The sequence below is a fragment of the Pseudomonas palleroniana genome, assembly GCF_003031675.1.
GTDB lineage: Bacteria > Pseudomonadota > Gammaproteobacteria > Pseudomonadales > Pseudomonadaceae > Aquipseudomonas > Aquipseudomonas palleroniana.
The window spans coordinates 125,046-150,551 of record NZ_PYWX01000011.1 but is presented as its reverse complement, the minus strand read 5'-3'; the positions used below and the strand labels follow the sequence as shown (position 1 = coordinate 150,551).

Here is a 25,506-nt window from a genome sequence, read left to right as displayed (position 1 = left end):
GCTAGCCGATATGTATGCCGGGCAAATGAGTAAGGCAACAGCGACGTTGGGCGAGATCCGCTGCCAGGTGGTCGTCCAGATTATCTGCCTGCTTGGGGTGGCGCAGCTTTTCTGCTGACGACCTCGCACATACGGGGCATAGGGATCCGTATAGCGGTTCAGGTTATGCGCGTAATCCGACCGTCGTGCCCAGTATCAAGACCAACCCTGTTGATTCCAAGGGCGTACCCGATAGCGCCTGATTCATATAGGACGCTGTCGAATTCCCCAATCATTGATCGAGTACCTGGAGACGGGCGCGAACTAGCGTCCTGAGGTGGATGTTTGCGAGCGCTGTGCAAATCGCGGACAACAAAAAAAGGGCCCACCTTTCGGTGAGCCCTTCCAGACCGCCCAGCAGAGCGGATTTTGTTTGGTAGGCGCGATTGGACTCGAACCAACGACCCCCACCATGTCAAGGTGGTGCTCTAACCAACTGAGCTACGTGCCTGCTGTGAGGCGGCATTCTACGGAATTCCGGAGGGGTGTCAACATCTTTTTTGCAGCTAACCCTATGAATATGCGAATTTTTTATTTGCGGCGGGTATGCCCATGGTTTTTCGGTGGCTGGCAGGCAATTTTCAACTCAGGTAGGATCGGAGCACTCGTAAAAAATATAAAACAGAGGTTCCAGGATGGCGAACACCCCCTACCCCCAGTCGTATTACGCAGCGTCCGCCAATGCGGTCCCGCCTCGTCCGACGTTGCAAGGCGAAGTCGAAACCGATGTATGCGTGATCGGCGCCGGCTACACCGGTCTTTCCAGCGCGCTGTTCCTGCTGGAAAACGGTTTTCGCGTGACGGTGCTGGAGGCCGCCAAAGTGGGGTTCGGCGCCTCGGGTCGTAATGGCGGGCAAATCGTCAACAGCTATAGCCGTGACATCGATGTGATCGAGCGCAGTGTCGGCCCCAGGCAAGCCCAGTTGCTGGGACAAATGGCATTCGAAGGCGGCAAGATCATTCGCGAGCGCGTGGCCAAGTATCAGATCCAGTGCGACTTGAAGGACGGCGGCGTGTTCGCCGCACTCAACAGCAAGCACATGGCTCATCTGGAGTCGCAGAAGCGCCTGTGGGAACGCTTCGGCCACACTCAGCTGGAATTGCTGGACGAACGCCGCATTCGCGACGTGGTGGCCTGTGACAACTATGTGGGTGGCATGCTGGACATGAGTGGCGGGCATATCCACCCACTCAACCTTGCATTGGGAGAAGCTGCGGCCGTCGAGTCCCTGGGGGGCGTCATTTATGAACAGTCGGCGGCGGTGCGCATCGAGCGCGGCGCCAACCCGGTAGTGCATACCGCCGAGGGCAAGGTCAGGGCCAAATTCATCATTGTCGCGGGTAACGCCTATCTGGGGAACCTGGTGCCGGAGCTGGCGGCCAAGTCGATGCCCTGCGGCACTCAAGTCATCACCACGGCACCACTGGGCGATGAGCTGGCGAAGACACTGCTGCCGCAGGACTACTGCGTAGAAGACTGCAACTACCTGCTCGACTATTACCGTCTCACCCGCGACAAGCGCCTGATCTTCGGCGGCGGCGTGGTGTATGGAGCACGCGATCCGGCGAACATCGAAGCGATCATCCGACCGAAGATGCTCAAGGCCTTTCCGCAGCTCAAGGATGTGAAAATCGACTACGCCTGGACCGGCAATTTCCTGCTGACACTCTCCCGACTGCCGCAGGTCGGGCGCCTGGGCGACAACATCTACTATTCCCAGGGCTGCAGCGGCCATGGGGTGACGTACACGCACCTGGCAGGCAAGGTATTGGCCGAGGCATTGAAAGGCCAGGCAGAGCGTTTTGATGCGTTTGCCGACCTGCCGCACTACCCATTTCCGGGCGGACAACTACTGCGCACGCCGTTTGCGGCACTCGGGGCCTGGTACTACGGGCTGCGGGATAAGCTGGGGTTCTGACAGCACAGTGAGAGCCGGCTCACCGGCTCTTCGGGCAGTTTTCCAAATCGCAGAAACAAAAAACCCCGGTCTTTCGACCAGGGTCTTTGCTATCGGATCAAAGTAGCCAGAGGCTTTCTTTGTGCTTCAAGGCGTTCAGTGGGCCTTGAGGCAGATATGGCGCAGCGGACGGGACTCGAACCCGCGACCCCCGGCGTGACAGGCCGGTATTCTAACCGACTGAACTACCGCTGCGTATCGCTTGACCAGCCAAGGCAAAACCTCAACTGTCTTGGAACATCTGATCAATCAGCCTTGGCTGTTCGATCTCAAGCCCGACACATCGGACCTGGAAAATATGGCGCAGCGGACGGGACTCGAACCCGCGACCCCCGGCGTGACAGGCCGGTATTCTAACCGACTGAACTACCGCTGCGCGTCGGTGCAACCTTTAACGTTGCGTCTTGCCCCAAGGCAAAACTCTCAAGAAGTGGTGGGTGATGACGGGATCGAACCGCCGACCCTCTGCTTGTAAGGCAGATGCTCTCCCAGCTGAGCTAATCACCCTTTGCTTCGTTGAGGCCGCGAAATTTACGCAGGTAACGGACCTAAGTCAATAGCCCGCTTGAAGTTTTTCTGAAAAAGACAAAATTACTTCAAGCCGGCCACCTGCCCTACTCGCTATAAATCATCTTCTTGCTCATACCGCCATCCACCACAAACTCCTGCCCGGTAACGAACCCCGCCTGGCGCGACAGCAGCCACGCGACCATCGCCGCCACATCCTCCACCGTACCGGCCCGGCCCGCCGGATGTTGAGCATGGTCGGCATCGGTCAGGGGCTCGGCACGCCGTGCGGCAGGATCACGCGCATCGATCCAGCCTGGGCTGACGGCATTGACTCGCACTTCCGGCCCCAGGCTCATCGCCAAAGCGTGAGTCAGCGCCAGCAGGCCACCCTTGCTCGCCGCATAGGCCTCGGTGTCCGGTTCGGATTGACGCGCCCGGGTCGATGCCAGGTTGACGATGGCGCCACCATGGGCACGCAGGTACGGCGCGCAATGCTTGGCCAACAACATCGGCCCACTGAGGTTTACCGCCAGCACACGATTCCAATACGCCAGTTCCAGGCTTTCCAGCGTGCTATTGCGCGGGTCGGCGACCGCCGCGTTGCACACCAACGCGTCCAGGCGACCAAACTGCCCCAACACCTCGGCGACACCCTGGGCGACCTGTTTCTCGTCAGCCACGTCCATGCTGATAAACCAGGCATTTTCGCCCAGCACCTTGGACACCTTGGACCCACGCTCGCGGTCCAGATCGGTCAAGACCACCTGCCAGCCCTCGCTGATCAGCCAGGCGGCGATCCCGAGGCCGATCCCCCGCGCCGCGCCGGTGACCAGCGCGACACGCCCATTACTGGCGACCGCGGCTTCCATGGACCACTCGATCACAAGGCTGCCAGCCCGCGAGCCAGGTCCGCCTGCAGGTCGGCCACGTCTTCCAGGCCCACCGCGATGCGAATCAGGCTGTCACGGATGCCCGCCGCCTCACGCTCCTGCGGCGCCAGGCGGCCGTGGGAGGTGGTGCTCGGATGAGTAATAGTCGTTTTGCTGTCACCCAGGTTCGCAGTGATGGAGATCAGGCGCGTGGCATCGATAAAGCGCCAGGCGCCCTCTTTGCCGCCCTTCACTTCGAAGCTCACCACGGCGCCGAAACCACGCTGCTGGCGCTGGGCCAACTCGTGCTGCGGGTGGCTCTTGAGGCCGGCGTAATGCACCTTCTCGATCCCTGCCTGCTGCTCCAGCCACTCGGCCAGGGCCTGGGCGTTGGCACAATGGGCCTTCATGCGCAGGTTGAGGGTTTCCAGGCCCTTGAGGAAGATCCAGGCGTTGAAAGGACTCAGGGTCGGGCCAGCGGTGCGCAAGAAGCCCACCACTTCCTTCATCTGCTCACTGCGCCCCGCTACCACGCCACCCATGCAACGGCCTTGGCCATCGATAAACTTGGTGGCCGAATGTACGACGATGTCCGCGCCCAGTTTCAACGGCTGCTGCAACGCCGGGGTACAGAAGCAGTTGTCGACTACCAGCATCGCGCCCTTGGCATGCGCCACCTCGGACAACGCGGCAATGTCCACCAACTCGGCCAGCGGGTTGGATGGCGACTCGACGAACAGCAGTTTGGTGTTGGGCTTGATCGCCGCATCCCAACCGGACAGGTCCGCCAGAGGCACGTAGTCCACTTCGATACCGAAGCGCTTGAAGTACTTTTCGAACAGGCTGATGGTCGAACCAAACACACTGCGTGATACCAGCACGTGGTCGCCGGCACTGCACAGGCTCATCACCACCGCCAGGATGGCGGCCATGCCAGTCGCCGTGGCCACCGCCTGCTCGGCACCTTCCAGCGCCGCGATACGCTCTTCGAACGCACGGACGGTCGGGTTGGTATAACGCGAATACACGTTGCCCGGCACTTCACCGGCAAAACGCGCTGCCGCGTCGGCAGCCGTGCGGAATACGTAGCTGGAGGTAAAGAACATCGGGTCACCGTGCTCACCTTCCGGGGTGCGGTGCTGACCGGCGCGCACAGCCAGGGTATCGAAAGCTACGCCATCGAGGTCGCTGTCCAACCGACCGGCATCCCATTCCTGACTCATGCTGCGACTCCTTACTCAATGCTTTATTTAAGATACAAAACCGGCCCCTCAGGGCCGGTGTCTACTCAGTTGTTGTACAGATCGATGATCGCACTGACCGCCTGGGTCTTGATCTTCGAGGAGTCGTTACGCGCCTGCTCGATCTTGTTCAGGTAAGCCTCGTCGACATCACCGGTCACGTACTTGCCGTCGAACACGGCACAGTCGAACTGCTCGATCTTGATCTTGCCACCGCCAACCGCTTCGATCAGGTCCGGCAGGTCCTGGTAGATCAGCCAGTCGGCGCCGATCAGGTCAGCCACATCCTGGGTGGTGCGGTTATGGGCGATCAACTCGTGAGCGCTCGGCATGTCGATACCGTACACGTTCGGGTAACGCACGGCTGGCGCAGCGGAACAGAAGTACACGTTCTTAGCACCGGCTTCGCGAGCCATCTGGATGATCTGCTTGCAGGTGGTGCCACGCACGATGGAGTCATCCACCAGCATGACGTTCTTGCCGCGGAATTCCAGCTCGATGGCGTTGAGCTTCTGGCGCACCGACTTCTTGCGCGCCGCCTGCCCCGGCATGATGAAGGTACGGCCGATGTAGCGGTTCTTCACAAAGCCTTCGCGGAACTTGACGCCCAGGTGGTTGGCCAACTCCAGCGCAGCGGTACGGCTGGTATCGGGAATCGGGATGACCACGTCGATGTCGTGCTCAGGACGCTCACGCAGGATCTTCTCGGCCAGCTTCTCGCCCATGCGCAGGCGCGCCTTGTAAACCGAAACGCCATCGATGATCGAATCCGGGCGCGCCAGGTAGACGTGTTCGAAGATGCACGGGGTAAGTTTCGGGGCAACCGCGCACTGGCGGGTGTGCAGCTTGCCATCTTCGGTGATGTACACCGCTTCGCCCGGTGCCAGGTCGCGGATCAGGGTGAAGCCCAGCACGTCCAGGGACACGCTTTCGGAAGCGATCATGTACTCGACGCCTTCGTCGGTATGACGCTGGCCGAATACGATCGGACGGATACCATGGGGGTCGCGGAAACCGACGATGCCATAACCGGTGACCATGGCCACGACCGCATAACCACCGACACAACGGTTGTGCACGTCGGTGACGGCGGCGAACACGTCTTCTTCGGTCGGCTGCAGCTTGCCGCGCTGGGCCAGCTCGTGAGCGAACACGTTGAGCAACACTTCCGAGTCAGAGCTGGTGTTGACGTGGCGCAGGTCAGATTCGTAGATCTCCTTGGCCAGTTGCTCGACGTTGGTCAGGTTACCGTTGTGCGCCAGCGTAATGCCGTATGGCGAGTTGACGTAGAACGGTTGAGCTTCGGCCGAAGTCGAGCTACCGGCCGTCGGGTAACGCACATGGCCAATGCCCATGTGCCCAACGAGGCGCTGCATGTGACGCTGGTGAAACACGTCACGCACCAGGCCATTGTCCTTGCGCAGGAATAACCGGCCGTCATGGCTGGTCACAATACCGGCAGCGTCCTGGCCGCGGTGCTGGAGGACGGTTAGCGCGTCATACAGCGCCTGATTGACGTTCGACTTACCGACGATACCGACGATGCCACACATGCGACGCAACCCCTACTTAATGAATCTTGACTGAACACAACTTACTGAGGCGTTTTGGCCGGTAAGAGGTGCTCCTTGAACGGAAGATCAGCGGGTACGCTGATTCCGCTGGCCAGCCACTGACTGCTCCACCCCAATATGAGGTTCTTGGACCAATCTGCAACCAATAGAAATTTTGGCACGAGTACCGACTCCTGCCACCACGAATCCTGCTGTACCGGCCCCAGGCTCAACAGCCCGACCGCCACGACCACCAGCAACGCGCCACGCGCGGCACCGAAGGCCATGCCGAGAAATCGATCGGTCCCGGAGAGGCCGGTGACACGTATCAACTCGCCAATAAGATAATTGACCATTGCTCCCACCAGCAGCGTGGCGATGAACATGATGGCGCAGCCCGCGATGACGCGAGCCGAAGGTGTCTCGATGTATCCGGCCAGGTAGACCGACAATGAACCGCCGAACATCCAGGCTACGACTCCTGCGATGATCCAGGTCAGCAACGACAATGCTTCTTTTACGAAGCCGCGGCTCAGACTGATCAAAGCGGAGATGGCGACGATTGCAACGATCGCCCAATCAACCCAGGTAAATGCCACAGTGCAGCCTACATACGGATAAGGCGGCGCATTTTAGCAGAGCGTCGGGCTATCGGTAAGCGGTGATTGCGCGTGCTTTGCAAAACAATAGTTGGTGATGCAAAGGCCGCATTTCAACCCCGCCCCAAAAGCACTGTGAGAGGGGGCTTGCTCCCGATGGCGCTGGGTCAGTCAAAAAATCTGAACTGACACACCACTATCGGGAACAAGCCCCCTCCCACACTTGACTGCATTTCCAGCCGTAATCAGCCGCGCTCAGGCTGGAAACGGGTGACGAACCCCTTGAGGTTCTGCTGGCGGTCCAGCAGGTCGCGCAGGCGATCCGCCTCGGCGCGCTCGATCAGCGGGCCGATAAACACGCGATTCTTGCCGTCGGCGCTACGGATATAGGCGTTATAGCCTTGGCTGCGCAGCTTCTTCTGCAAGGCGTCGGCGCCTTCACGATTGCCCAGGCTGGCCACTTGAATCGACCAACTGACCGGCAAGCCATTCGGATCGATACGGCTCTGGCCCACATCCGGTTTGCCGGGTGCGGCAGGCTGCGGCACAACCGGCTTGGGTGCCGGCGCAGGCGCAGCAGGCTTGGCCGCCACCACGGGCGCCGCTGGAGCCGGTGCCGGCTTGGCCACGGGCACGCTTGGCTGTACCGGCATGGTCGGTGCCTGCTGTGTCGGTACCTGCTGTGTCGGTGCCTGCTGCGCCGCCACCTCAGCGTCGCTCGGCACGGGCTCTTCTTCAGGCAACGCCTGCGGCTCCGGCACCACCACCGGTTCGACCTGAACCTGCGGCATCACCGGCGCCTGCGGCGCAGCGGGCGCCTCGACAACCACCTGACGCTCTTCATCCTGACGGGAAAACAGCATCGGCAGGAAAATCACCGCCAACGCTACCAGCACCAGGGCTCCAACCATTCGCTGCTTGTATGCGCTATCCAGTAATGCCATGTGCAGCTTCCTCCGTGGAGCGCCGGGACAACCACTCGAGCGCCTCGGCAACACAATAAAATGATCCGAACAACAGAATCTCGTCCTCGGCCGTAGCCACCGCACATTGCGCTTCGAGCGCGGCAGTGACGCTTGCATACGACGCCACTGGCGCGCCAAGGTTCTGCAACGCGACCGCCAATTCGTTGGCCGGACGGCTGCGCGGGGTATCCAGCGGCGCTACCGCCCAAGCCTGGACGCTGTCCAACAAAGGCGCAACCACACCGTCCAGATCCTTGTCGGCCAACAGCCCGAACACCGCCAGGCGACGACCGGCAGGCAGATCACGCGCCAGACGCTGCGCCAGGTATTGCGCCGCATGCGGGTTATGCCCCACATCCAGCAGCAGGTTAAGGCGCTTACCCTCCCAGTCGAACGCACGACGATCCAGACGCCCGACCACACGGGTCGCCCGCAAGGTCTCGGCGATCTGCCGGGCATCCCAGGGCAGATCCAGCAAGAGATAGGCCTGCAGCGCGAGGGCTGCGTTTTCCATCGGCAAGTTCAGCAGCGGCAGGTCGCGCAGCTCTACGGCTTGACCCCGCGCATCACGCCCGCGCCACTGCCAATGCTCAGCACCTACTTCGAGATTGAATTCACGGCCACGCAGGAAAAACGGACAATCCAGCTCACGCACCTTGTCCAGCAAGGTATGCGGTGGGTCCAGGTCACCGCACAGGGCAGGTTTGCCCTGGCGGAAGATCCCGGCCTTCTCAAAGGCCACGGACTCGCGGGTGTTACCCAGGTAATCGGCGTGATCCACGCCAATGCTGGTCACCAGCGCCAGGTCGGCATCCACCACGTTGACCGTGTCCAGACGCCCACCCAGGCCAACCTCGAGGACCACCACATCCAACTGCGCACGCTCGAACAGCCAGAACGCGGCCAGGGTGCCCATCTCGAAATAGGTCAGGGAAATCTCGCCACGCCCCGCATCCAGCGCAGCGAATGCTTCGCAGAGCTGCTCGTCAGTGGCTTCGACACCCTCGATCTGCACCCGCTCGTTGTAACGCAGCAAGTGTGGCGAGCTGTACACGCCGACCTTCAGCCCTTGAGCTTGCAGCAACGCCGCGACAAAGGCACAGGTAGAGCCTTTGCCGTTGGTGCCGGTCACCGTGATCACACGCGGTGCCGGCCGGCCCAACCCCAGGCGGGCCGCTACCTGTTGCGAGCGCTCCAGGCCCATGTCGATGGCGGACGGATGCAACTGCTCAAGGTAGGCGAGCCATTCGCCCAGGGTACGCTGGGTCATAGGTTTGCCGGCACCGGCGGAACCACGACAGGTTCGACTTTAGGCGCAACGTACACTGGCGTCGGCAGGCCCATCATTTGTGCCAGCAGGTTACCCAGGCGTGGACGCAGTTCACCGCGCGGGATGATCAGGTCGATCGCACCGTGCTCCAGCAGGAACTCACTGCGCTGGAAGCCTTCAGGCAGTTTTTCGCGCACGGTCTGCTCGATAACGCGCGGGCCGGCAAACCCGATCAGGGCCTTGGGTTCTGCGACGATCACATCACCCAGCATTGCCAGGCTGGCGGACACACCGCCGTAGACCGGGTCGGTCAGCACGGAGATGAACGGGATACCTTCTTCACGCAGACGCGCCAGCACCGCCGAGGTCTTGGCCATTTGCATCAGGGAAATCAGGGCTTCCTGCATGCGTGCACCACCCGAGGCGGCGAAGCAGATCATCGGGCAGCGATTTTCCAGGGCATAGTTGGCGGCACGAACGAAGCGCTCGCCAACGATGGCGCCCATGGAGCCGCCCATGAAGGAGAATTCGAAGGCCGAAACGACCACCGGCATGCCCAGCAGCTTACCGCTGACGGAAACCAATGCGTCTTTCTCACCGGTCTGCTTCTGCGCAGCGGTCAGGCGGTCCTTGTACTTCTTGCCGTCGCGGAACTTGAGACGGTCAACCGGCTCCAGGTCTGCACCCAGCTCGGCACGACCATCGGTGTCCAGGAAGATATCGATGCGGGCGCGAGCGCCAATACGCATGTGGTGGTTGCACTTGGGGCAAACGTCCAGGGTCTTTTCCAGCTCGGGACGGTACAACACCGCGTCGCAGGACGGGCATTTGTGCCACAGACCTTCAGGAACCGAGCTTTTCTTCACCTCGGAACGCATGATCGAAGGGATCAGTTTGTCTACTAACCAGTTGCTCATGCTTTCTTTCTCCAGTACCGGTGGCTTGAACACAGCCCCGCGTATGCCCTTGAGCTAAATTCATATGTGGCGATGACACAGACTGGACGGGGTCAGACGTTCGACCTGCCATTTCCGGCCTGTATCCTCAGCCTTCCAGACAACCTGCCAGTGCAGGGTTGCCACTTCATTTCCGGGCCACCCACAGGCGGCGCCGGGCTGTTTTACACAGTGGTAGTTATGGACGGCGGCAGACTGCCAGCCGTCACATCCCGCCACTGCTGTTGCGCACAGCCTGCATGAATGCGCGAATCTTGCTGTGATCCTTGATGCCCTTGCCCTGCTCCACGCCGCCACTGACATCCACGGCATAGGGCCGAACCTGCTCGATTGCCGCCCCGACATTCGCGGGATTGAGCCCTCCGGCCAGGATAATCGGCTTGCCCAGCCCTTCAGGAATCAGCGACCAGTCGAATGCTTCACCGGTACCACCGGGCACGCCTTCAACATAGGTGTCCAGGAGAATCCCGCGCGCGCCGGTATAGGCGGCACACGCAGCTGCGATGTCATCCCCGGCCTTGACGCGCAGCGCCTTGATATAAGGGCGCTGGTAGCTCTCGCATTCGTCCGGGCTTTCGTCACCGTGAAACTGCAGCATGTCCAGCGGCACGGCATCCAGGGTCTCGTTGAGTTCGCAACGGCTGGCGTTGACGAACAACCCCACCGTGGTCACAAATGGCGGCAGCGCAGCGATGATCGCCCGCGCCTGCAGTACATTCACTGCCCTCGGGCTCTTGGCGTAAAACACAAAACCGATGGCATCGGCTCCCGCCTCGACTGCCGCCAGCGCGTCTTCTATGCGGGTAATCCCGCAAATCTTGCTGCGAACGGCTGACATGTCGTGAAAACCTCAGGGTTGGACCGAGAAAGTCCCGGATGTTAACAAAAGCTTTTCCGGGCGTCAGCCGCCAAGTTCGCTGAAGCCTGTGAGGAAGTGCGGCCCGATGAAACGCTCCGGCAGTTCGAACTCGTCACGGTACTCGACCCCCACCAGGTAAAGGCCGAACGGATGCGCGGTTACCCCTCCGGTGCGACGAATACGACTATCCAGCACTTCCTTGGCCCACTCCACCGGGCGCTCACCGGCACCAATGGTCATCAGCACGCCGGCAATGTTGCGCACCATATGGTGCAGAAAGGCGCCGGCACGGATATCCAGCACGATCATCTTGCCGTGGCGCGTCACCCGCAGGTGATGGACTTCCTTGATCGGCGACTTGGCCTGGCACTGCCCCGCCCGGAAAGCGCTGAAATCATGCACACCGACCAGATATTGCGCGGCCTCGGCCATACGCTCGGTATCGAGCGGGCGATGGTTCCAGGTAATTTCTTCGTTGAGGTGCGCCGGGCGGATCTGATCGTTGTAGATCACATAACGGTAGCGCCGAGCGATGGCCTTGAAGCGCGCATGGAAGTGCGCAGGCATGACCTTGGCCCAACTGACGCTGATGTCATGGGGCAAATTGATATTGGCGCCCATTACCCACGCCTTCATCGAGCGCTCGGCCTGGGTGTCGAAGTGCACCACCTGGCCGCAAGCGTGTACACCGGCGTCGGTACGCCCGGCGCACATCAGCGACACCGGCGAGTCGGCGACCTTCGACAAAGCGTTTTCCAAGGTTTCCTGCACGGTCAGCACACCGGAGGCCTGGCGCTGCCAGCCGCGATAACGCGAACCTTTGTATTCCACGCCCAGGGCGATGCGATGAAAGCCTGCGGCCGCCATTTCGGCGGCCGCGTTATCTATATTTGCCAAGAACTGAGAGCCCGATGAGTTGCGCAAAGGCCGCCATTATAAGGAAGCAGGCCCGCGCCAGGCGCTTTTTTTGCGATCAAGGAATGAGTGCCTTCAGCCGCAAAAGCCAGCGATGGGATCAGGCCAGTCGCCCGAGCATTTCCTTGGCTTCACCGCGTTGGGCTTCATCACCTTCGGTGAGCACTTCGGACAGAATGTCCCGTGCGCCGTCCGCATCGCCCATGTCGATATATGCCTGGGCCAAGTCCAGCTTGGTCGCGACCTCGTTGGTGCCGGAGAGGAAGTCATACTCAGGCTCATCACTGCCCAAAGCCGCATCCTGCTCCGTGAAGGAAGGCTCGATCGGCGGATGCTCCAGGGTCTGGGACAGGCGATCAAGCTCGGCGTTGACGTCGCCCAGCTCAGTTGCAAAAGCATCAGGCTTGGTCGCCGCAGCGCCAGCAGGTTCATTCTCCAGGGACAGGTCGAAGTCTTCCGGCAGTTCGAAATCGTCCAATGCGCCGGCCGTGAGGGTCGGCGGCTCGACCGCCGGCACGTCCTTCATGGAGTCTTCAAGGCCGGAAAGGAAATCTTCATCGGCCTGCGAGGCTGGCGGATCAAGCTGCAGATCCAGATCGAAGTCCGACAGATCGTCTGCATTGCTTTTGGCTTCAGTCTGCTGTTGCAGCAGCGCCTCGAACGTCTGTTGATCAGCCTTGACCTCGGCCGGCGATGCCGCTTCCAGGTCGTCCAGGCTCAAGTCAAAATCCGTGTCGAACGGCTCTGGCTCGGGAGCTGGGGTTGGCTTGTCTTCCAGCAGATCCTTGACGTACTGGGCATCCAGGGCCGCCGCCGCGACGGCAGCACTGACGCCCGCCGCCAACACGGCCATGGCCGGGAAGCGGCTCTTGAGCTGCTCGACCTGAGCGTGGTTTTGACCATTGGCCACCAGTTGACGCTCTTGGGTGACGAAACCGTCCTTGTCGCCCTGCAGGCCGTAGACTTCCATCAGTTTCAAACGCAGATCGCTGCGCTTGGGCTCATGCTTGATCGCCTGCTCCAGTATGTCGGCGGCCTGGTTCAGATGGCCGCGATCAATATGGGATTGGGCCTGGGCCAACGCATCGCTGGAGTTTTCCGGGGCCACGGCAACGGCCAGCGGGGCCAGCACGGACGCCACCGTCGGCGCGACAACGGGCTCAACCACGTGGGCTGGGGCTGGGGCTGGGGCTGGGGCTGGAGCCAGCTTGACGTTCGGCGGTGGTACTTCCAGACCTTCGAAGCTGTCAGGCGGCAGGTCCTGGTCGATATTCGAGGCGAACACCGGCTCTTCCGCCAAGGCCCGCGCCATGCGCAGGTGCTTTTCTTCTTCGCGCCGAGCATTGCGATGGCGTGCCCACAGCAACAGGAGCAGCAACACCAGCAAACCTGCCGCACCACCCACTACGCCAAGCACAATCGGGTTGGTCAGCAGTTCGTTGAACGGTCCATCGGCGCTGGCGGGTGCCGTGCCAGGCTTGCTGGCTTCAGGCTTGGCCGCTTCAGGCGCCGGGGTCACGGTGGCCACGGGCGCCACAGGCTGCGCCGCAGCAGCGGCGGGCTCGCCGGGCAACTGTGCCGAGATTGCCGCCGGCGCAGGCGCGGCCGGCTCAGCCTTTTCAGCCTGCAAACGCGCCAATTGATCATTTTTCAGTTGAATCAGCTTTTGCAGCTTGTCCAACTGGCTTTGCAGGTCCGCCGCACGGCTTTTCAGCTCGGCGTTGTCACGGCGGGTGGTATCCAGTTCTTCCTGGGTCATCGCCAGCTTGTCGCTCAGGCCGCGATTGTCACCCGCTTTACCCTTGGCACCTTTTTTCGCGGACTCGGCCGAGACCAGGCTCAAGTTGTCCTTGCCTGTGGTGCTCGATGGCGCGTTGCCCGCCTGGGTGCGCTTGGTGGCGTCCAGCTGGGGCTTGCCGGTGGCTTGACGGCCCGCGGTACGACGTCCCTCCCGCCACGCCGCGTTTTGCGCACGCACTTCTGCGATGGCTTTGGGTTGCGGCAGGCTGGTCGCTTGCACGTGATCGGGCAGGCGCAGGACCTGGCCGGTTTTCAGGCGGTTGATATTGCCATCGATAAAGGCATCGGGGTTGAGCGCCTGGATCGCCAGCATCGTTTGCTGGACCGACGCGCCATTACGGCTCTTTTCGGCAATTTCCCACAAAGTGTCGCGGGACGTGGTCGTGTACTGGGCGGGCTTGCTGGCAGCGGGCGCAGCGCCTGCCGGTGCGCTCAAGCGCGGGGCGGGTGCACTGGCGACAGGCGCCGGCTGATCAAACTTGGCCGGGTCGAGCAGCACACTGTAGTCACGCATCAAGCGGCCGTTAGGCCATTGCACCTGCAACAGGAAACGGATGTAGGAGTCCGGCAGCGGCTTGCTGGACGTGACACGCACGACACTGCGACCGCTAGGGTTGACCACCGGGGTGAACGTCAGGTCATCGAGAAACGCCTGGCGATCCACGCCGGCATCCACAAACGCCTGGGACGATGCCAGGCTCGGCGTGATCTCGGAAGCCGTGAGGCCACCGACATCGAGCAATTCGATTTCCACCGACAACGGCTGGTTCAACTTCGACTTGAGGGTCATCTCCCCAAGCTGCAGCGCCTGCGCCATACCGGAGGACAGCGCCGAGGCGGCCGCTATTGCTAACACCAGTTTGCGAACTTGAACCATAGCCTCATCCTTTGTTTTGAACACTCCCCGGCCTGCGAGAAGGTTGGTAACCGCTGCCATAAGGCATGGCGAGCCGATAGGTCACCGACGCACTTCTATTGCGCTTCGGGCCAAGCATAGCGCTTAGTTAGAATCAATCTACAAATTGCCGCCAAGTATCTTTTACACAAGGCGTTTTATCAACAACTGCGCCAGCTCTACGGCGTTGAGGGCCGAGCCCTTGCGTACGTTATCTGACGTCAGCCACAGATTTAGTTCCGCAGGGTCGTCCACGCCTGCGCGAACCCGTCCTACGTACACCACATCCTGGCCGACGGCATCGCCCACCGCCGTTGGGTAGTCACCCTCCTCCACCAACTCGATTCCAGACGCTGCGTCCAGTACACGGTTGATAGTGGCCAGGTCGACCGGCGCGCCCAGCTGCAACGACACAGTCAGGCTATCGCCAAAAAACACCGGGGCTTGAACGCAGGTTGCGGAAATCTTCAGCAAAGGGGTTTCCAGTACCGCTCGCAGCTCGTGTACGAGGCGTTTCTCCAGAGCGGTATGACCTTGGGTATCCGGGGTGCCGACTTGCGCCAACAGGTTGAAGGCCATTTGCCGATCAAAAAACTGCGGCTCCAGCGGACGCACATTCAGCAGCTCGGCGGTCTGCCGGGCCAGCTCGCTGACGGCCTCGCGCCCCAGGGCAGATACGGCCAGGCTGGCGGTAACGCTGACGCGCTGAATATCCAGCACATCGCGCAACGGTGCGAGCACCACGGCCAGATTCGTCGCCGACGGGCTTGGACTGCCGAGCTGGAAGGGCTTTTTCAAACCCTCCAGGACATGCGCATTCGCTTGCGGCACGACTTGAGGCGCCTGATCGGCCGGCAAGGCCCCGGACAGGTCGATCACCGCGCAGCCTGCCGCCGTGGCGCGCGGAGCGAAACTGAGGGTGACGGCCGGGCCGGCCGCAAAGAACGCCAGCTGCGCCTTGTTGAAGTCGAACTCATCGACCTCCCTGACCCGCACGTTCTTGCCGCGAAACGGTACCGATGCGCCGGCGGAGTTGCTGCCCGCCAGCAGATACAAGGTGCCTACCGGAAAATCCAGCTCCTCGAGAATCTGCACCAAGGCTTCGCCGACGATGCCGGTGGCGCCGATCACGGCAATTTCAAAGGTCTGGGTCATGGGGGCTGCCTCGGGCATTGCGGGGGGGAGCGGCACTTTACCGGGTGGCTTGGGGTGAGGCAATTAAACTGGGGGTTGCGGTGTGGCTGATGGCCCTATCGGGGGCAAGCCCCCTCCCACAGTGAGTGTGTTCACCCATCAAATTGTGGGAGGGGGCTTGCCCCCGATAAGGCCCGCAAGAACCATAAAAAACCCCGCGACTGTCACCAGCGCGGGGTTCTTCAACAGCAGCAAACGATCAACGTTCGAGCAGGATCCGCAGCATGCGACGCAGCGGTTCGGCCGCGCCCCACAGCAGTTGGTCGCCGACGGTGAACGCACCAAGGAACTGGCTGCCCATGTTCAGCTTGCGCAGACGCCCCACCGGTACATTCAGGGTGCCGGTCACCTTGGTCGGGCTCAGCTCCTGCATGCTGATATCGCGGTTGTTCGGCACCAGTTTGACCCAAGGGTTGTGCTGACTGATCAGCGCTTCGATATCGGCGATCGGCACGTCTTTGTTCAGCTTGATGGTCAGCGCCTGGCTGTGGCAACGCATGGCGCCGATGCGCACGCAGATGCCATCCACCGGGATCGGGCTCTTGAAGCGACCCAGGATCTTGTTGGTTTCGGCCTGGGCCTTCCACTCTTCACGGCTCTGGCCGTTCGGCAGCTCCTTGTCGATCCACGGGATCAGGCTACCGGCCAGCGGCACGCCGAAGTTCTCGGTCGGGTAGGCATCGCTGCGCATGGCTTCGGCCACACGGCGGTCAATGTCGAGAATCGCACTGGCAGGGTCTGCCAGTTGATCGGCCACTGCAGCGTGAGTGGCGCCCATCTGCTTGATCAGTTCACGCATGTTCTGCGCGCCGGCACCGGAGGCCGCCTGATAGGTCATGGCGCTCATCCACTCGACCAGGCCCGCTTCGAACAAGCCACCCAGGCCCATCAGCATCAGGCTGACGGTGCAGTTGCCACCGACGTAGTTCTTGGTGCCGGCATCCAGCTGCTGGTCGATGACCTTGCGGTTCACCGGATCCAGGATGATCACGGCGTCGTCCTGCATGCGCAGGCTCGACGCGGCGTCGATCCAGTAACCCTGCCAGCCGGCTTCGCGCAGCTTGGGGAAGACTTCGCTGGTGTAGTCGCCGCCTTGGCAGGTCAAAATCACGTCGAGGGTCTTCAGCTCTTCAATGCTGTAGGCGTCCTTGAGCGGGGCAATATCCTTGCCCACGGACGGCCCTTGGCCACCCACGTTCGACGTGGTGAAAAACACCGGCTCAATAAGATCGAAATCCTGCTCTTCCAGCATCCGCTGCATGAGCACGGAACCGACCATACCGCGCCAACCGATCAGACCTACACGTTTCATCGCAACTACACCTTGTTAAAAAGTGGGCCGCCTTGCAGCAACAACTGCAAGTGGGCCCGAGAGATTACAGATTCCGCAGCGCGGCGACTACTGCGTCGCCCATTTCTTGCGTGCCGACCTTGGTGCAACCCTGCGACCAGATGTCGCCGGTACGCAAGCCCTGATCCAACACCAGGCTCACGGCTTTCTCGATTGCGTCCGCCGCATCAGCCAGGTTGAAGCTGTAACGCAGCATCATCGACACCGACAAAATGGTTGCCAGCGGGTTGGCAATGCCCTGGCCCGCGATGTCCGGCGCCGAACCGTGGCACGGCTCGTACATGCCCTTGTTATGGGTGTCCAGGGATGCCGAGGGCAGCATGCCGATGGAGCCGGTGAGCATCGACGCCTGGTCGGACAGGATGTCGCCGAACAGGTTGTCGGTGACGATCACGTCGAATTGCTTGGGTGCGCGCACCAGCTGCATGGCGGCGTTGTCGACGTACATGTGGCTCAGCTCGACATCCGGGTAGTCCTTGGCCACTTCTTCGACGATCTCACGCCACAGCTGGCTGGATGCCAGGACGTTGGCCTTGTCCACCGAGCAGACCTTCTTGCCGCGCACGCGGGCCATGTCGAAGCCGACGCGGGCGATACGGCGGATTTCGCTCTCGCTGTACGGCAGCGTGTCGTAGGCCTGGCGCTCACCATTGTCCAGTTCGCGCACGCCGCGTGGCGAGCCAAAGTAGATACCGCCAGTCAGCTCACGCACGATCAGGATATCCAGGCCCGATACCACTTCCGGCTTCAGGCTCGACGCATCGGCCAGTTGTGGGTAGAGGATCGCCGGGCGCAGGTTGCCGAACAGGCCCAGTTGCGCGCGGATTTTCAGCAGGCCGCGCTCAGGGCGGATGTCACGCTCGATCTTGTCCCACTTCGGGCCACCGACGGCGCCGAGCAACACGGCGTCGGCAGCGCGGGCACGCTCCAGGGTCTCGTCAGCCAGCGGCACGCCGTGCTTGTCGATGGCGGCACCGCCGATCACGTCGTGGCTCAATTCGAAGCCCAGGCTGTACTTGGTGTTGGCCAATTCCAGAACCTTGACCGCTTCGGCCATGATTTCCGGACCAATACCGTCGCCAGGGAGAATCAGAATCTGCTTGCTCATGGGTTCCTCATTTCATCAAGCGACCCGCCCGCGGGCAGGTCGGGGAAAATTGATCAGCGTTCGGCCCATACCACCAGCACATCGGTGCTGAAGGTGCCGTCGGCTTGAATTTCGAAGTAATCGCGCACTTCCTGGCCCATTGCCTGCTGCAGCTCAAGGATCGCGGCGCGCAAGGCCTGCGGCGTGCGCATGCGCTCGACCCAGGAGGTGTATTCCAGTTGCAGGCGCTGGCGACTGCTGTTGCGTACATGCAAACCGGCTTCGCTGAGCTGGCGCAACCATTCGGCGGCGGAGTAATCGCGCACGTGGCTGGTGTCGCGCAGCACTTCGACGGTTTGCAGGTAAGTGTCCAACAGCGGGCTGCCCGGTGACAAGACGTCGACAAACGCCGCCACGCCGCCCGGCTTGAGCACCCGACGCACTTCACGCAGGGCCAGGCCCAGGTCGCTCCAGTGGTGCGCCGAGTAACGACTGAACACGAAGTCGAACTCGCCGTCGGCAAACGGCAAGCGTTCAGCGGCGCCGTGTACGGTACGGATATTGGCCAGGCCCCGGTCTTTCGCAGCGGCGGCGACCACCTCGAGCATCGGCTGGGACAGGTCGTAGGCCACCACTTCCTGGACCAGCGGCGCCACGTTGAAGCTCACATGACCGGCGCCACACCCCAGGTCCAGCAGGCGTGCACTGCCCTGCCCGGCCAGTTCGGCCTGCAGCAGCGCGAACTCGGTGCCTTGGGCGTGCACGGCACTGCTCAGGTAGGCCGAGGCTTGCTCGCCGAATTGTTTTTGCACGACTTGGGTGTGGGCGGTGGTGGTCATGGGGGGTTCCTCAATGGACCTTGGGGTGTTGGTTCTGGCCTCATCGGGAGCAAGCCCCCTCCCACATTTTGTTTTGTGAACACCTTCAAAATGTGGGAGGGGGCTTGCTCCCGATGCCGGCGGTCCTGCCTACATCCATTTACGCGTCGCGAAACAACCAAGGCTGGCTGGCCCGGTGCTTGGCCTCAAACGCTGCAATCGCGTCGCCGTCCTGCAAGGTCAGGCCTATGTCGTCCAGGCCGTTGAGCAGGCAATGCTTGCGGAAAGCATCGACTTCGAAGTGGTAAACCTTGCCATCCGGACGGGTCACGGTTTGCGCGGCCAGGTCGACGGTCAGCTGGTAGCCCTCTTCGGCCTCCACCTGCTTGAACAGCTCATCCACTTCGGCATCGCTCAAGATGATCGGCAACAGGCCGTTCTTGAAGCTGTTGTTGAAGAAGATGTCGGCATAGCTCGGCGCGATGATGCTGCGAAAGCCGTATTCTTCCAGGGCCCAAGGCGCGTGTTCACGGCTGGAGCCGCAACCGAAGTTTTCCCGGGCCAACAACACGCTGGCGCCTTGGTAGCGCTGGGCGTTGAGCACGAAATCCTTGTTCAGCGGGCGCTTGGAGTTGTCCTGGTAGGCGTAGCCCACGTCCAGGTAGCGCCACTCGTCGAACAGGTTGGGGCCGAAGCCGGTACGCTTGATCGACTTCAGGAACTGCTTGGGGATGATCTGGTCAGTGTCGACGTTGGCACGATCCAAAGGGGCGACAAGGCCGGTGTGTTGGGTAAAAGCACGCATCGGGTATTCCTCAGATCAATTCGCGAACGTCGATGAAACGACCGTTGACGGCGGCCGCAGCAGCCATGGCCGGGCTGACCAGGTGGGTACGCCCACCGGCGCCCTGACGCCCTTCGAAGTTACGGTTGGAGGTCGACGCGCAATGCTCGCCCGACTCCAGACGGTCCGGGTTCATCGCCAGGCACATGGAGCACCCCGGCTCACGCCATTCAAAACCGGCTTCGAGGAAAATCTTGTCCAGGCCTTCCGCCTCGGCTTGCGCTTTGACCAGGCCCGAGCCCGGCACCACGATGGCCTGCTTGATGGTCGAGGCCACTTTTCGGCCCTTGGCGATCACGGCCGCAGCACGCAGGTCTTCGATCCGCGAATTGGTGCAGGAGCCGATGAACACACGGTCCAACTGGATATCGGTGATCGCCTGGTTGGCCTGCAAGCCCATGTACTTCAACGCGCGCTCGATGGAGCCACGCTTGACCAGGTCGGTTTCCTTGGCCGGGTCCGGCACATTCTGGTCGACGGCCAGCACCATTTCCGGCGAGGTACCCCAGCTGACTTGCGGCTTGATCTGGGCCGCGTCGAGCTCAACCACGGTGTCGAACACCGCATCGGCGTCGGAGACCAGGTCTTTCCAGGCTTCGACAGCGGCATCCCAATCGGCACCTTGCGGAGCGAATGGACGGCCTTTTACGTATTCAACGGTCTTTTCGTCCGCTGCCACCATGCCCACGCGGGCACCGGCTTCGATGGACATATTGCAGATAGTCATGCGGCCTTCGATGGACAGATCACGAATGGCGCTGCCGGCGAACTCGATGGCATGGCCGTTACCGCCGGCGGTGCCGATCTTGCCGATCACGGCCAGTACGATGTCCTTGGCGGTCACGCCGAACGGCAGCTTACCTTCGACACGCACCAGCATGTTCTTCATTTTCTTGGCGACCAGGCACTGGGTGGCGAACACATGCTCCACCTCGGAAGTGCCGATGCCGTGGGCCAGAGCGCCGAAGGCACCGTGGGTGGAAGTGTGGGAGTCGCCGCAGACCACGGTCATGCCGGGCAAGGTGGCGCCCTGCTCCGGGCCGATCACATGCACGATGCCTTGACGCACGTCATTCATCTTGAATTCGGTGATGCCATATTCGTCGCAATAGTCGTCGAGGGTCTGCACCTGCAAACGCGAGACCTGGTCGGCAATAGCGTCGATACCGCCCTTGCGCTCAGGGGTGGTCGGCACGTTGTGATCCGGGGTGGCAATGATGGAATCGACGCGCCAAGGCTTGCGCCCGGCCAGTCGCAGGCCTTCGAACGCTTGGGGCGAGGTCACTTCATGGATGATGTGACGGTCGATATAGATCAGCGACGAGCCATCGTCGCGCCGTTTCACTTCATGGGAATCCCAAAGCTTGTCGTAAAGCGTTTTGCCGGCCATCAGTCGGTCCTCATCAGCGGTCTTTCTATGCCCCGGGTCTTGAGACATTCAATAACCCTTTGGCTTGTGAGGCTGATGGTATGGCGCTACATTAAATAACTCAAATTCATATTTTTTATGCTTTGGATTACCAACTGGAATACATAAATGGACTTGGCCAACCTCAATGCCTTTATTGCCATCGCCGAAACCGGCAGTTTCTCCGGCGCCGGTGAACGCCTGCACCTGACCCAACCGGCCATCAGCAAACGTATTGCCGGGCTGGAACAACAATTGAAGGTGCGCCTGTTCGATCGCCTGGGCCGCGAAGTGGGTTTGACCGAAGCCGGGCGGGCCTTGCTGCCGCGCGCTTATCAGATTCTCAACGTGCTGGACGATACGCGTCGCGCCCTCACCAACCTGACCGGCGAGGTGAGCGGACGGCTGACGCTGGCCACCAGCCATCATATCGGCCTGCACCGCTTGCCGCCGATCCTGCGCACGTTCACCCGTGAATATCCCAATGTCGCGCTGGATATCCAGTTTCTCGATTCAGAAGTGGCCTACGAAGAAATCCTGCATGGGCGTGCCGAAGTGGCGGTGATCACCCTGGCGCCCGACCCGCACCACGTGGTGAAGGCCAAGCCGGTGTGGGATGACCCGCTGGATTTTGTGGTGGCGCCGGAGCACAGCCTCATCAGTAACGGCAGCGTCAACCTGGCCGACATCGCCCGCCACCCGGCCGTGTTTCCCGGCGGCAATACCTTTACCCACCATATCGTCAGCCGTCTGTTCGAGGCCCAGGGCCTGACGCCGAACATCGCGATGAGCACTAACTACCTGGAAACTATCAAGATGATGGTCTCCATCGGCCTGGCCTGGAGCGTGCTGCCACGGACTATGCTGGATGATCAGGTGGCAAGTATCGCTTTACCGGGCATACAGCTCAGTCGCCAGCTAGGCTATATCGTGCACACCGAAAGGACGCTGTCGAACGCTGCGCGGGCTTTCATGAGCCTATTGGATGCACAGGTCGATCTGCCAGGGATACCGGCATGAAACCGTGCGGCCTCAAGGCCTGAACCAAACCGCGCCGAACGCCCATTGAGCCAAGGCCCTCGAATAATGCGCAACCCCGTCGATTCCGTGCCACCCCTGCCCCGCATCTACGCCTTGGACCCCAAGGACGCCGAGCAAAGCTGGGACAGCGCGCCCCAACTGCTGGCAGCGCTCAACGCGGCGCGGCTGGGTGCGTGGTGCTGGGAAATCGATACCGGCCGCATCAGTTGGTCACGGGGCACCCAGGCACTGTTCGGCTTTGACCCCAGGCAACCGCTGCCCCAGGACCTGGATTACCTGGACCTGCTTGCACCGTCCGATCGCACCCGGGTGATACGGGCCTTCCATGCCGTGGTGGCGGGCGAGCCATTCGAGCAGGCCATGCATCACCGTATCCAGTGGCCGGACGGCAGCCTGCACTGGCTGGAAATCAGCGGCAGCCTGGCCCCGGACAAAACCGGCCGACGCCGAATGATCGGGGTGATCCGCGAAATCACCCAACAGCGCGAGCGGGAAACCGCCCTGAGCCATTCCGAAAAACGTTTCGCCACGCTGTTTCACCTCTGCCCCAACATGGTCTTGTTGACCCGCCAGGCCGACGGGCTGATCAGCGAGGCCAACCAGTATTTCGAAATGCTGTTCGGCTGGCCGGTAGCCGATGCCATCGGCCGCACCACCCTGGAACTGGGCCTGTGGCGTGATCCCGAACAACGTGAAACGCTGGTCAAGGCTACCCAGCGCAAAGGTGAACAGATCACCATGGAAGTGCAGTTCTGCGCCAGCAACGGGCAGATCCATGACGGCACCCTCAGCGCGCAAAAGGTCGAGCTGGAGGGCGAGGCCTACCTGATCAGCACCTTTCTGGACACCACCGAACGCAAAAACGCCGAACAAGCGCTCAAGGACAGCCAGGAACGCCTTGACCTGGCGCTGGACTCGGCACAACTGGGCACCTGGGACTGGCACATCCCCAGCGGCATGCTCTACGGTTCGGCCCGCGCCGCCCAACTGCACGGCCTGCCGCCCAAGCCTTTTCACGAGTCTTTCGACGCGTTTTTTGAAGGGATGACCGATGAAGACCGCGAGGGCATGCGCAACGCCTACCGCAGCTTGCGCGAAGGTCCGGAAGGCAACTACCAGATGACCTATCGCGTGCTGATGGAGGACGGCAGCCCGCGCTACCTGGAAAGCCGCGCCCGTCTCTATCGCGATGAAGCCGGCAAGCCCCTGCGCATGGCCGGCACCTTGCTCGACATCACCGATCAGGTGGAACGCGAACAACGCCTGACGGCCTCCGAAGAAAAGTTTGCCAGCCTGTTCCAGGCCAGCCCCGACCCGATCTGTGTCACTTATCTGGAAAGCGGCGCCTTTATCGAAATCAACCCGGCCTTTACCCAGACCTTTGGCTGGACCGCTGCCGAGGTGATCGACAGAAGCGCCGAACAGATCGGCCTGTGGGACGACTCCAGCAAGCGCTTGCAACGCATCGAACAGGTGATCCGCGAACAGTCGTTAAACAATGTGGCCATCGTGGTCCATCACAAAGATGGCCAAAGCCTGACCTGCATGATTTCCAGCCGGCTGATCACAGTCGGCGACCAACCCTGCATCGTCACCACCTTGCGCGACATCACCCAGCAGCAACGTTCGGAAGCCGCCCTCAAGGCCAGTGAAGAGAAGTTCGCCAAAGCCTTTCACTCCAGCCCCGACGCCATTTCCATCACCGAGCGCGATACCGGCCGCTACGTCGAGGTCAACGACGGTTTCTGCCGCCTGACCGGCTACCGCGCCGAAGAAGCCATCGGTTTGACGCTGTACCAGATCGGCATCTGGGCCGACGAAAACCAGCGCACGGCGTTGCTGGCCGAGCTGCAGATCAAAGGCCGTATTCATCACCTGGAAATGCTCTGGCACAACAAGCGTGGCGATTTACTGGCCGTGGAAGTCTCGGTCGAGCCCATCACCTTGAATGAAACCCCGTGCCTGCTGTTGACGGCCCGGGACGTGAGCCTGCTGAAAAACGCCCAGGCACAGATTCGTCACCTGGCCTATCACGACCCGCTGACCAACCTGCCCAATCGCGCACTGTTGATGGATCGCCTGAGCCAGCAGATCGCCCTGCTCAAGCGCCATAACCTGCGGGGCGCCTTGCTGTTCCTGGACCTTGATCACTTCAAGCACATCAACGACTCCCTCGGCCACCCTGTGGGCGACACCGTGTTGAAAATCGTCACGGCGCGCTTGGAAGCCAGCGTGCGCATGGAGGATACGGTGGCGCGCCTGGGCGGCGATGAGTTCGTGGTGCTGCTCAGTGGCCTGGACGGCACGCGAATGGAGGTAAGCGCTCAGGTACAGGAGCTGGCCGATACCTTGCGCGAATTGCTTTCGGAGCCGATGTTCCTGGATGGCCACCGCTTGCAGGTCACGCCGAGCATCGGCGTGGCGCTGATTCCCGATCACGGCTCCACGCCGGCCGACCTGCTCAAGCGCGCCGACATTGCCCTGTATAGGGCCAAGGATTCGGGGCGCAATACCACCCAGATGTTCCATAACAGCATGCAAAAAACCGCCAGTGAACGCCAGCGCATGGAGACTGACCTGCGCCTGGCGCTGTCACGCGGCGAGTTCAGCATGCATTACCAACCCCAAGTGGATGCACGGGGCAATGTGCTTGTCGGCGCTGAAGCCCTGGTGCGCTGGCAGCATCCACAACTGGGCGCACAGTCACCCAGCGAATTTATCAAGGTGCTGGAGGACAGCGGCCTGATCCTGGAGGTCGGCACCTGGATTCTCGATGAGGCGTGCGCCGCCTTTGCGCAGTTGATTGCCGAGGGCCTGATCGACCCGCTCAACTTCAGCCTGTGCGTCAACATCAGCCCTCGACAGTTTCGCCAGAACGACTTCGTTGAGCAGGTTGAGTACAGCCTCAGGCAATACCAACTGCCCTACAGCCTGCTGAAGCTGGAAATCACGGAAGGCATCGTGATCCAGAACCTGGACGACACCGTCGCCAAGATGCGCCGCCTGAAAAAACTCGGGATCAGTTTTGCGATGGACGACTTTGGCACCGGCTATTCATCGCTGACTTACCTCAAACGCTTGCCGGTGGATACGCTGAAGATCGATCAATCCTTTGTGCGCGACGCAACCCATGACCCCAACGACGCGGAAATCATCCGCGCCATTGTGGCCATGGCGCGCAGCCTGAACCTGAAGGTGATTGCCGAAGGCGTGGAAACCCCGGAACAGCTGGCATTCCTGCAACTGCTGGGGTGTCACGTGTTCCAAGGGTATCTGCATAGCCGGCCGTTGCCGATCGACGAGTTCCGGCGGTTGCTGGAGTGAGCCCGGCGCC

Annotated in this window: 19 protein-coding genes and 4 tRNA genes; 3 read left to right on the top strand and 20 right to left on the bottom strand. The window is 61.4% G+C overall.

What is annotated here, in order from left to right; translation table 11 throughout:
- Window positions 1-413 precede the first annotated feature (413 nt).
- Window positions 414-490 (bottom strand) — tRNA-Val (locus C9383_RS03595).
- Between the two features lie 184 nt (window positions 491-674).
- On the opposite strand from C9383_RS03595, the gene C9383_RS03590 reads away from it, so the two are divergent.
- A complete protein-coding gene (locus C9383_RS03590; protein ID WP_060755776.1) occupies window positions 675-1,958 on the top strand; it encodes an NAD(P)/FAD-dependent oxidoreductase in 1,284 nt (427 codons plus the stop codon).
- Between the two features lie 157 nt (window positions 1,959-2,115).
- Here C9383_RS03590 and C9383_RS03585 read toward each other — a convergent pair.
- From C9383_RS03585 to leuC, 19 genes are all read right to left on the bottom strand, one after another.
- Window positions 2,116-2,192: transfer RNA gene (locus tag C9383_RS03585), tRNA-Asp, on the bottom strand.
- 104 nt (window positions 2,193-2,296) lie between these two features.
- Window positions 2,297-2,373 (bottom strand) — tRNA-Asp (locus tag C9383_RS03580).
- A gap of 55 nt (window positions 2,374-2,428) precedes the next feature.
- Window positions 2,429-2,504, bottom strand: a tRNA-Val gene (locus C9383_RS03575).
- Between the two features lie 107 nt (window positions 2,505-2,611).
- Entirely contained in the window at window positions 2,612-3,376 is a 765-nt protein-coding gene (locus C9383_RS03570) for an SDR family oxidoreductase (protein ID WP_090369813.1), read from the bottom strand.
- 11 nt (window positions 3,377-3,387) lie between these two features.
- The gene (locus C9383_RS03565; RefSeq protein WP_060755778.1) at window positions 3,388-4,599 is read right to left on the bottom strand and encodes an O-succinylhomoserine sulfhydrylase; all 1,212 of its coding nucleotides are present in this window, start codon (window positions 4,597-4,599) and stop codon (window positions 3,388-3,390) included.
- A 65-nt stretch (window positions 4,600-4,664) separates the two neighbouring features.
- The gene (purF, locus tag C9383_RS03560; RefSeq protein WP_017737850.1) at window positions 4,665-6,170 is read right to left on the bottom strand and encodes an amidophosphoribosyltransferase; all 1,506 of its coding nucleotides are present in this window, start codon (window positions 6,168-6,170) and stop codon (window positions 4,665-4,667) included.
- A gap of 41 nt (window positions 6,171-6,211) precedes the next feature.
- Entirely contained in the window at window positions 6,212-6,769 is a 558-nt protein-coding gene (locus C9383_RS03555; RefSeq protein WP_060755779.1) for a CvpA family protein, read from the bottom strand.
- 245 nt (window positions 6,770-7,014) lie between these two features.
- Window positions 7,015-7,713 (bottom strand): SPOR domain-containing protein, encoded by a 699-nt coding sequence (locus C9383_RS03550; RefSeq protein WP_090369811.1) that lies wholly within the window; start codon window positions 7,711-7,713, stop codon window positions 7,015-7,017.
- Complete coding sequence (folC, locus tag C9383_RS03545) at window positions 7,697-9,004, bottom strand: bifunctional tetrahydrofolate synthase/dihydrofolate synthase (protein ID WP_090369808.1); 1,308 nt, start codon at window positions 9,002-9,004, stop codon at window positions 7,697-7,699. The genes C9383_RS03550 and folC overlap by 17 nt, the downstream gene beginning before the upstream one ends.
- Window positions 9,001-9,921, bottom strand: coding sequence for an acetyl-CoA carboxylase, carboxyltransferase subunit beta (gene accD, locus C9383_RS03540; RefSeq protein ID WP_090369806.1), 921 nt, complete (start codon window positions 9,919-9,921; stop codon window positions 9,001-9,003). Before accD ends, folC begins: the two co-directional genes overlap by 4 nt.
- A 244-nt stretch (window positions 9,922-10,165) precedes the next feature.
- Complete coding sequence (locus C9383_RS03535; RefSeq protein WP_090369804.1) at window positions 10,166-10,798, bottom strand: phosphoribosylanthranilate isomerase; 633 nt, start codon at window positions 10,796-10,798, stop codon at window positions 10,166-10,168.
- A gap of 63 nt (window positions 10,799-10,861) precedes the next feature.
- Window positions 10,862-11,686, bottom strand: coding sequence for a tRNA pseudouridine(38-40) synthase TruA (gene truA / locus C9383_RS03530; protein WP_090369802.1), 825 nt, complete (start codon window positions 11,684-11,686; stop codon window positions 10,862-10,864).
- Between the two features lie 148 nt (window positions 11,687-11,834).
- A complete protein-coding gene (locus C9383_RS03525; RefSeq protein WP_090369799.1) occupies window positions 11,835-14,411 on the bottom strand; it encodes a motility hub landmark protein FimV in 2,577 nt (858 codons plus the stop codon).
- A 162-nt stretch (window positions 14,412-14,573) separates the two neighbouring features.
- Entirely contained in the window at window positions 14,574-15,584 is a 1,011-nt protein-coding gene (locus tag C9383_RS03520) for an aspartate-semialdehyde dehydrogenase (RefSeq protein WP_090369797.1), read from the bottom strand.
- Window positions 15,585-15,822: 238 nt separating this feature from the next.
- Entirely contained in the window at window positions 15,823-16,935 is a 1,113-nt protein-coding gene (gene asd / locus C9383_RS03515) for an aspartate-semialdehyde dehydrogenase (protein ID WP_025856452.1), read from the bottom strand.
- A 64-nt stretch (window positions 16,936-16,999) separates the two neighbouring features.
- A complete protein-coding gene (gene leuB, locus C9383_RS03510) occupies window positions 17,000-18,082 on the bottom strand; it encodes a 3-isopropylmalate dehydrogenase (RefSeq protein ID WP_060755787.1) in 1,083 nt (360 codons plus the stop codon).
- Window positions 18,083-18,135: 53 nt separating this feature from the next.
- On the bottom strand, window positions 18,136-18,900 hold the full coding sequence (locus C9383_RS03505; protein WP_090369794.1) for a class I SAM-dependent methyltransferase: 765 nt from the start codon (window positions 18,898-18,900) through the stop codon (window positions 18,136-18,138).
- A 139-nt stretch (window positions 18,901-19,039) separates the two neighbouring features.
- The gene (gene leuD, locus C9383_RS03500) at window positions 19,040-19,684 is read right to left on the bottom strand and encodes a 3-isopropylmalate dehydratase small subunit (protein ID WP_090369791.1); all 645 of its coding nucleotides are present in this window, start codon (window positions 19,682-19,684) and stop codon (window positions 19,040-19,042) included.
- 10 nt (window positions 19,685-19,694) lie between these two features.
- On the bottom strand, window positions 19,695-21,113 hold the full coding sequence (leuC, locus tag C9383_RS03495) for a 3-isopropylmalate dehydratase large subunit (RefSeq protein ID WP_060755790.1): 1,419 nt from the start codon (window positions 21,111-21,113) through the stop codon (window positions 19,695-19,697).
- Between the two features lie 147 nt (window positions 21,114-21,260).
- Between leuC and C9383_RS03490 the strand changes: the two genes are divergently transcribed.
- Both C9383_RS03490 and C9383_RS03485 read left to right on the top strand, forming a co-directional pair.
- Complete coding sequence (locus C9383_RS03490) at window positions 21,261-22,151, top strand: LysR family transcriptional regulator (RefSeq protein WP_090369789.1); 891 nt, start codon at window positions 21,261-21,263, stop codon at window positions 22,149-22,151.
- Window positions 22,152-22,217: 66 nt separating this feature from the next.
- Entirely contained in the window at window positions 22,218-25,496 is a 3,279-nt protein-coding gene (locus tag C9383_RS03485) for an EAL domain-containing protein (protein ID WP_090369787.1), read from the top strand.
- Window positions 25,497-25,506: the final 10 nt, after the last annotated feature.

Excerpts from the sequence above, each read along its gene's own strand:
- C9383_RS03590 (WP_060755776.1), top strand. The coding sequence starts at position 675 with ATGGCGAACACCCCCTACCCCCAGTCGTATTACGCAGCGTCCGCCAAT.
- C9383_RS03570 (WP_090369813.1), bottom strand. The coding sequence starts at position 3,376 with ATGGAAGCCGCGGTCGCCAGTAATGGGCGTGTCGCGCTGGTCACCGGC.
- C9383_RS03565 (WP_060755778.1), bottom strand. The coding sequence starts at position 4,599 with ATGAGTCAGGAATGGGATGCCGGTCGGTTGGACAGCGACCTCGATGGC.
- purF (WP_017737850.1), bottom strand. The coding sequence starts at position 6,170 with ATGTGTGGCATCGTCGGTATCGTCGGTAAGTCGAACGTCAATCAGGCG.
- C9383_RS03550 (WP_090369811.1), bottom strand. The coding sequence starts at position 7,713 with ATGGCATTACTGGATAGCGCATACAAGCAGCGAATGGTTGGAGCCCTG.
- folC (WP_090369808.1), bottom strand. The coding sequence starts at position 9,004 with ATGACCCAGCGTACCCTGGGCGAATGGCTCGCCTACCTTGAGCAGTTG.
- accD (WP_090369806.1), bottom strand. The coding sequence starts at position 9,921 with ATGAGCAACTGGTTAGTAGACAAACTGATCCCTTCGATCATGCGTTCC.
- C9383_RS03535 (WP_090369804.1), bottom strand. The coding sequence starts at position 10,798 with ATGTCAGCCGTTCGCAGCAAGATTTGCGGGATTACCCGCATAGAAGAC.
- truA (WP_090369802.1), bottom strand. The coding sequence starts at position 11,686 with ATGGCGGCCGCAGGCTTTCATCGCATCGCCCTGGGCGTGGAATACAAA.
- C9383_RS03525 (WP_090369799.1), bottom strand. The coding sequence starts at position 14,411 with ATGGTTCAAGTTCGCAAACTGGTGTTAGCAATAGCGGCCGCCTCGGCG.
- C9383_RS03520 (WP_090369797.1), bottom strand. The coding sequence starts at position 15,584 with ATGACCCAGACCTTTGAAATTGCCGTGATCGGCGCCACCGGCATCGTC.
- asd (WP_025856452.1), bottom strand. The coding sequence starts at position 16,935 with ATGAAACGTGTAGGTCTGATCGGTTGGCGCGGTATGGTCGGTTCCGTG.
- leuB (WP_060755787.1), bottom strand. The coding sequence starts at position 18,082 with ATGAGCAAGCAGATTCTGATTCTCCCTGGCGACGGTATTGGTCCGGAA.
- C9383_RS03505 (WP_090369794.1), bottom strand. The coding sequence starts at position 18,900 with ATGACCACCACCGCCCACACCCAAGTCGTGCAAAAACAATTCGGCGAG.
- leuD (WP_090369791.1), bottom strand. The coding sequence starts at position 19,684 with ATGCGTGCTTTTACCCAACACACCGGCCTTGTCGCCCCTTTGGATCGT.
- leuC (WP_060755790.1), bottom strand. The coding sequence starts at position 21,113 with ATGGCCGGCAAAACGCTTTACGACAAGCTTTGGGATTCCCATGAAGTG.
- C9383_RS03490 (WP_090369789.1), top strand. The coding sequence starts at position 21,261 with ATGGACTTGGCCAACCTCAATGCCTTTATTGCCATCGCCGAAACCGGC.
- C9383_RS03485 (WP_090369787.1), top strand. The coding sequence starts at position 22,218 with ATGCGCAACCCCGTCGATTCCGTGCCACCCCTGCCCCGCATCTACGCC.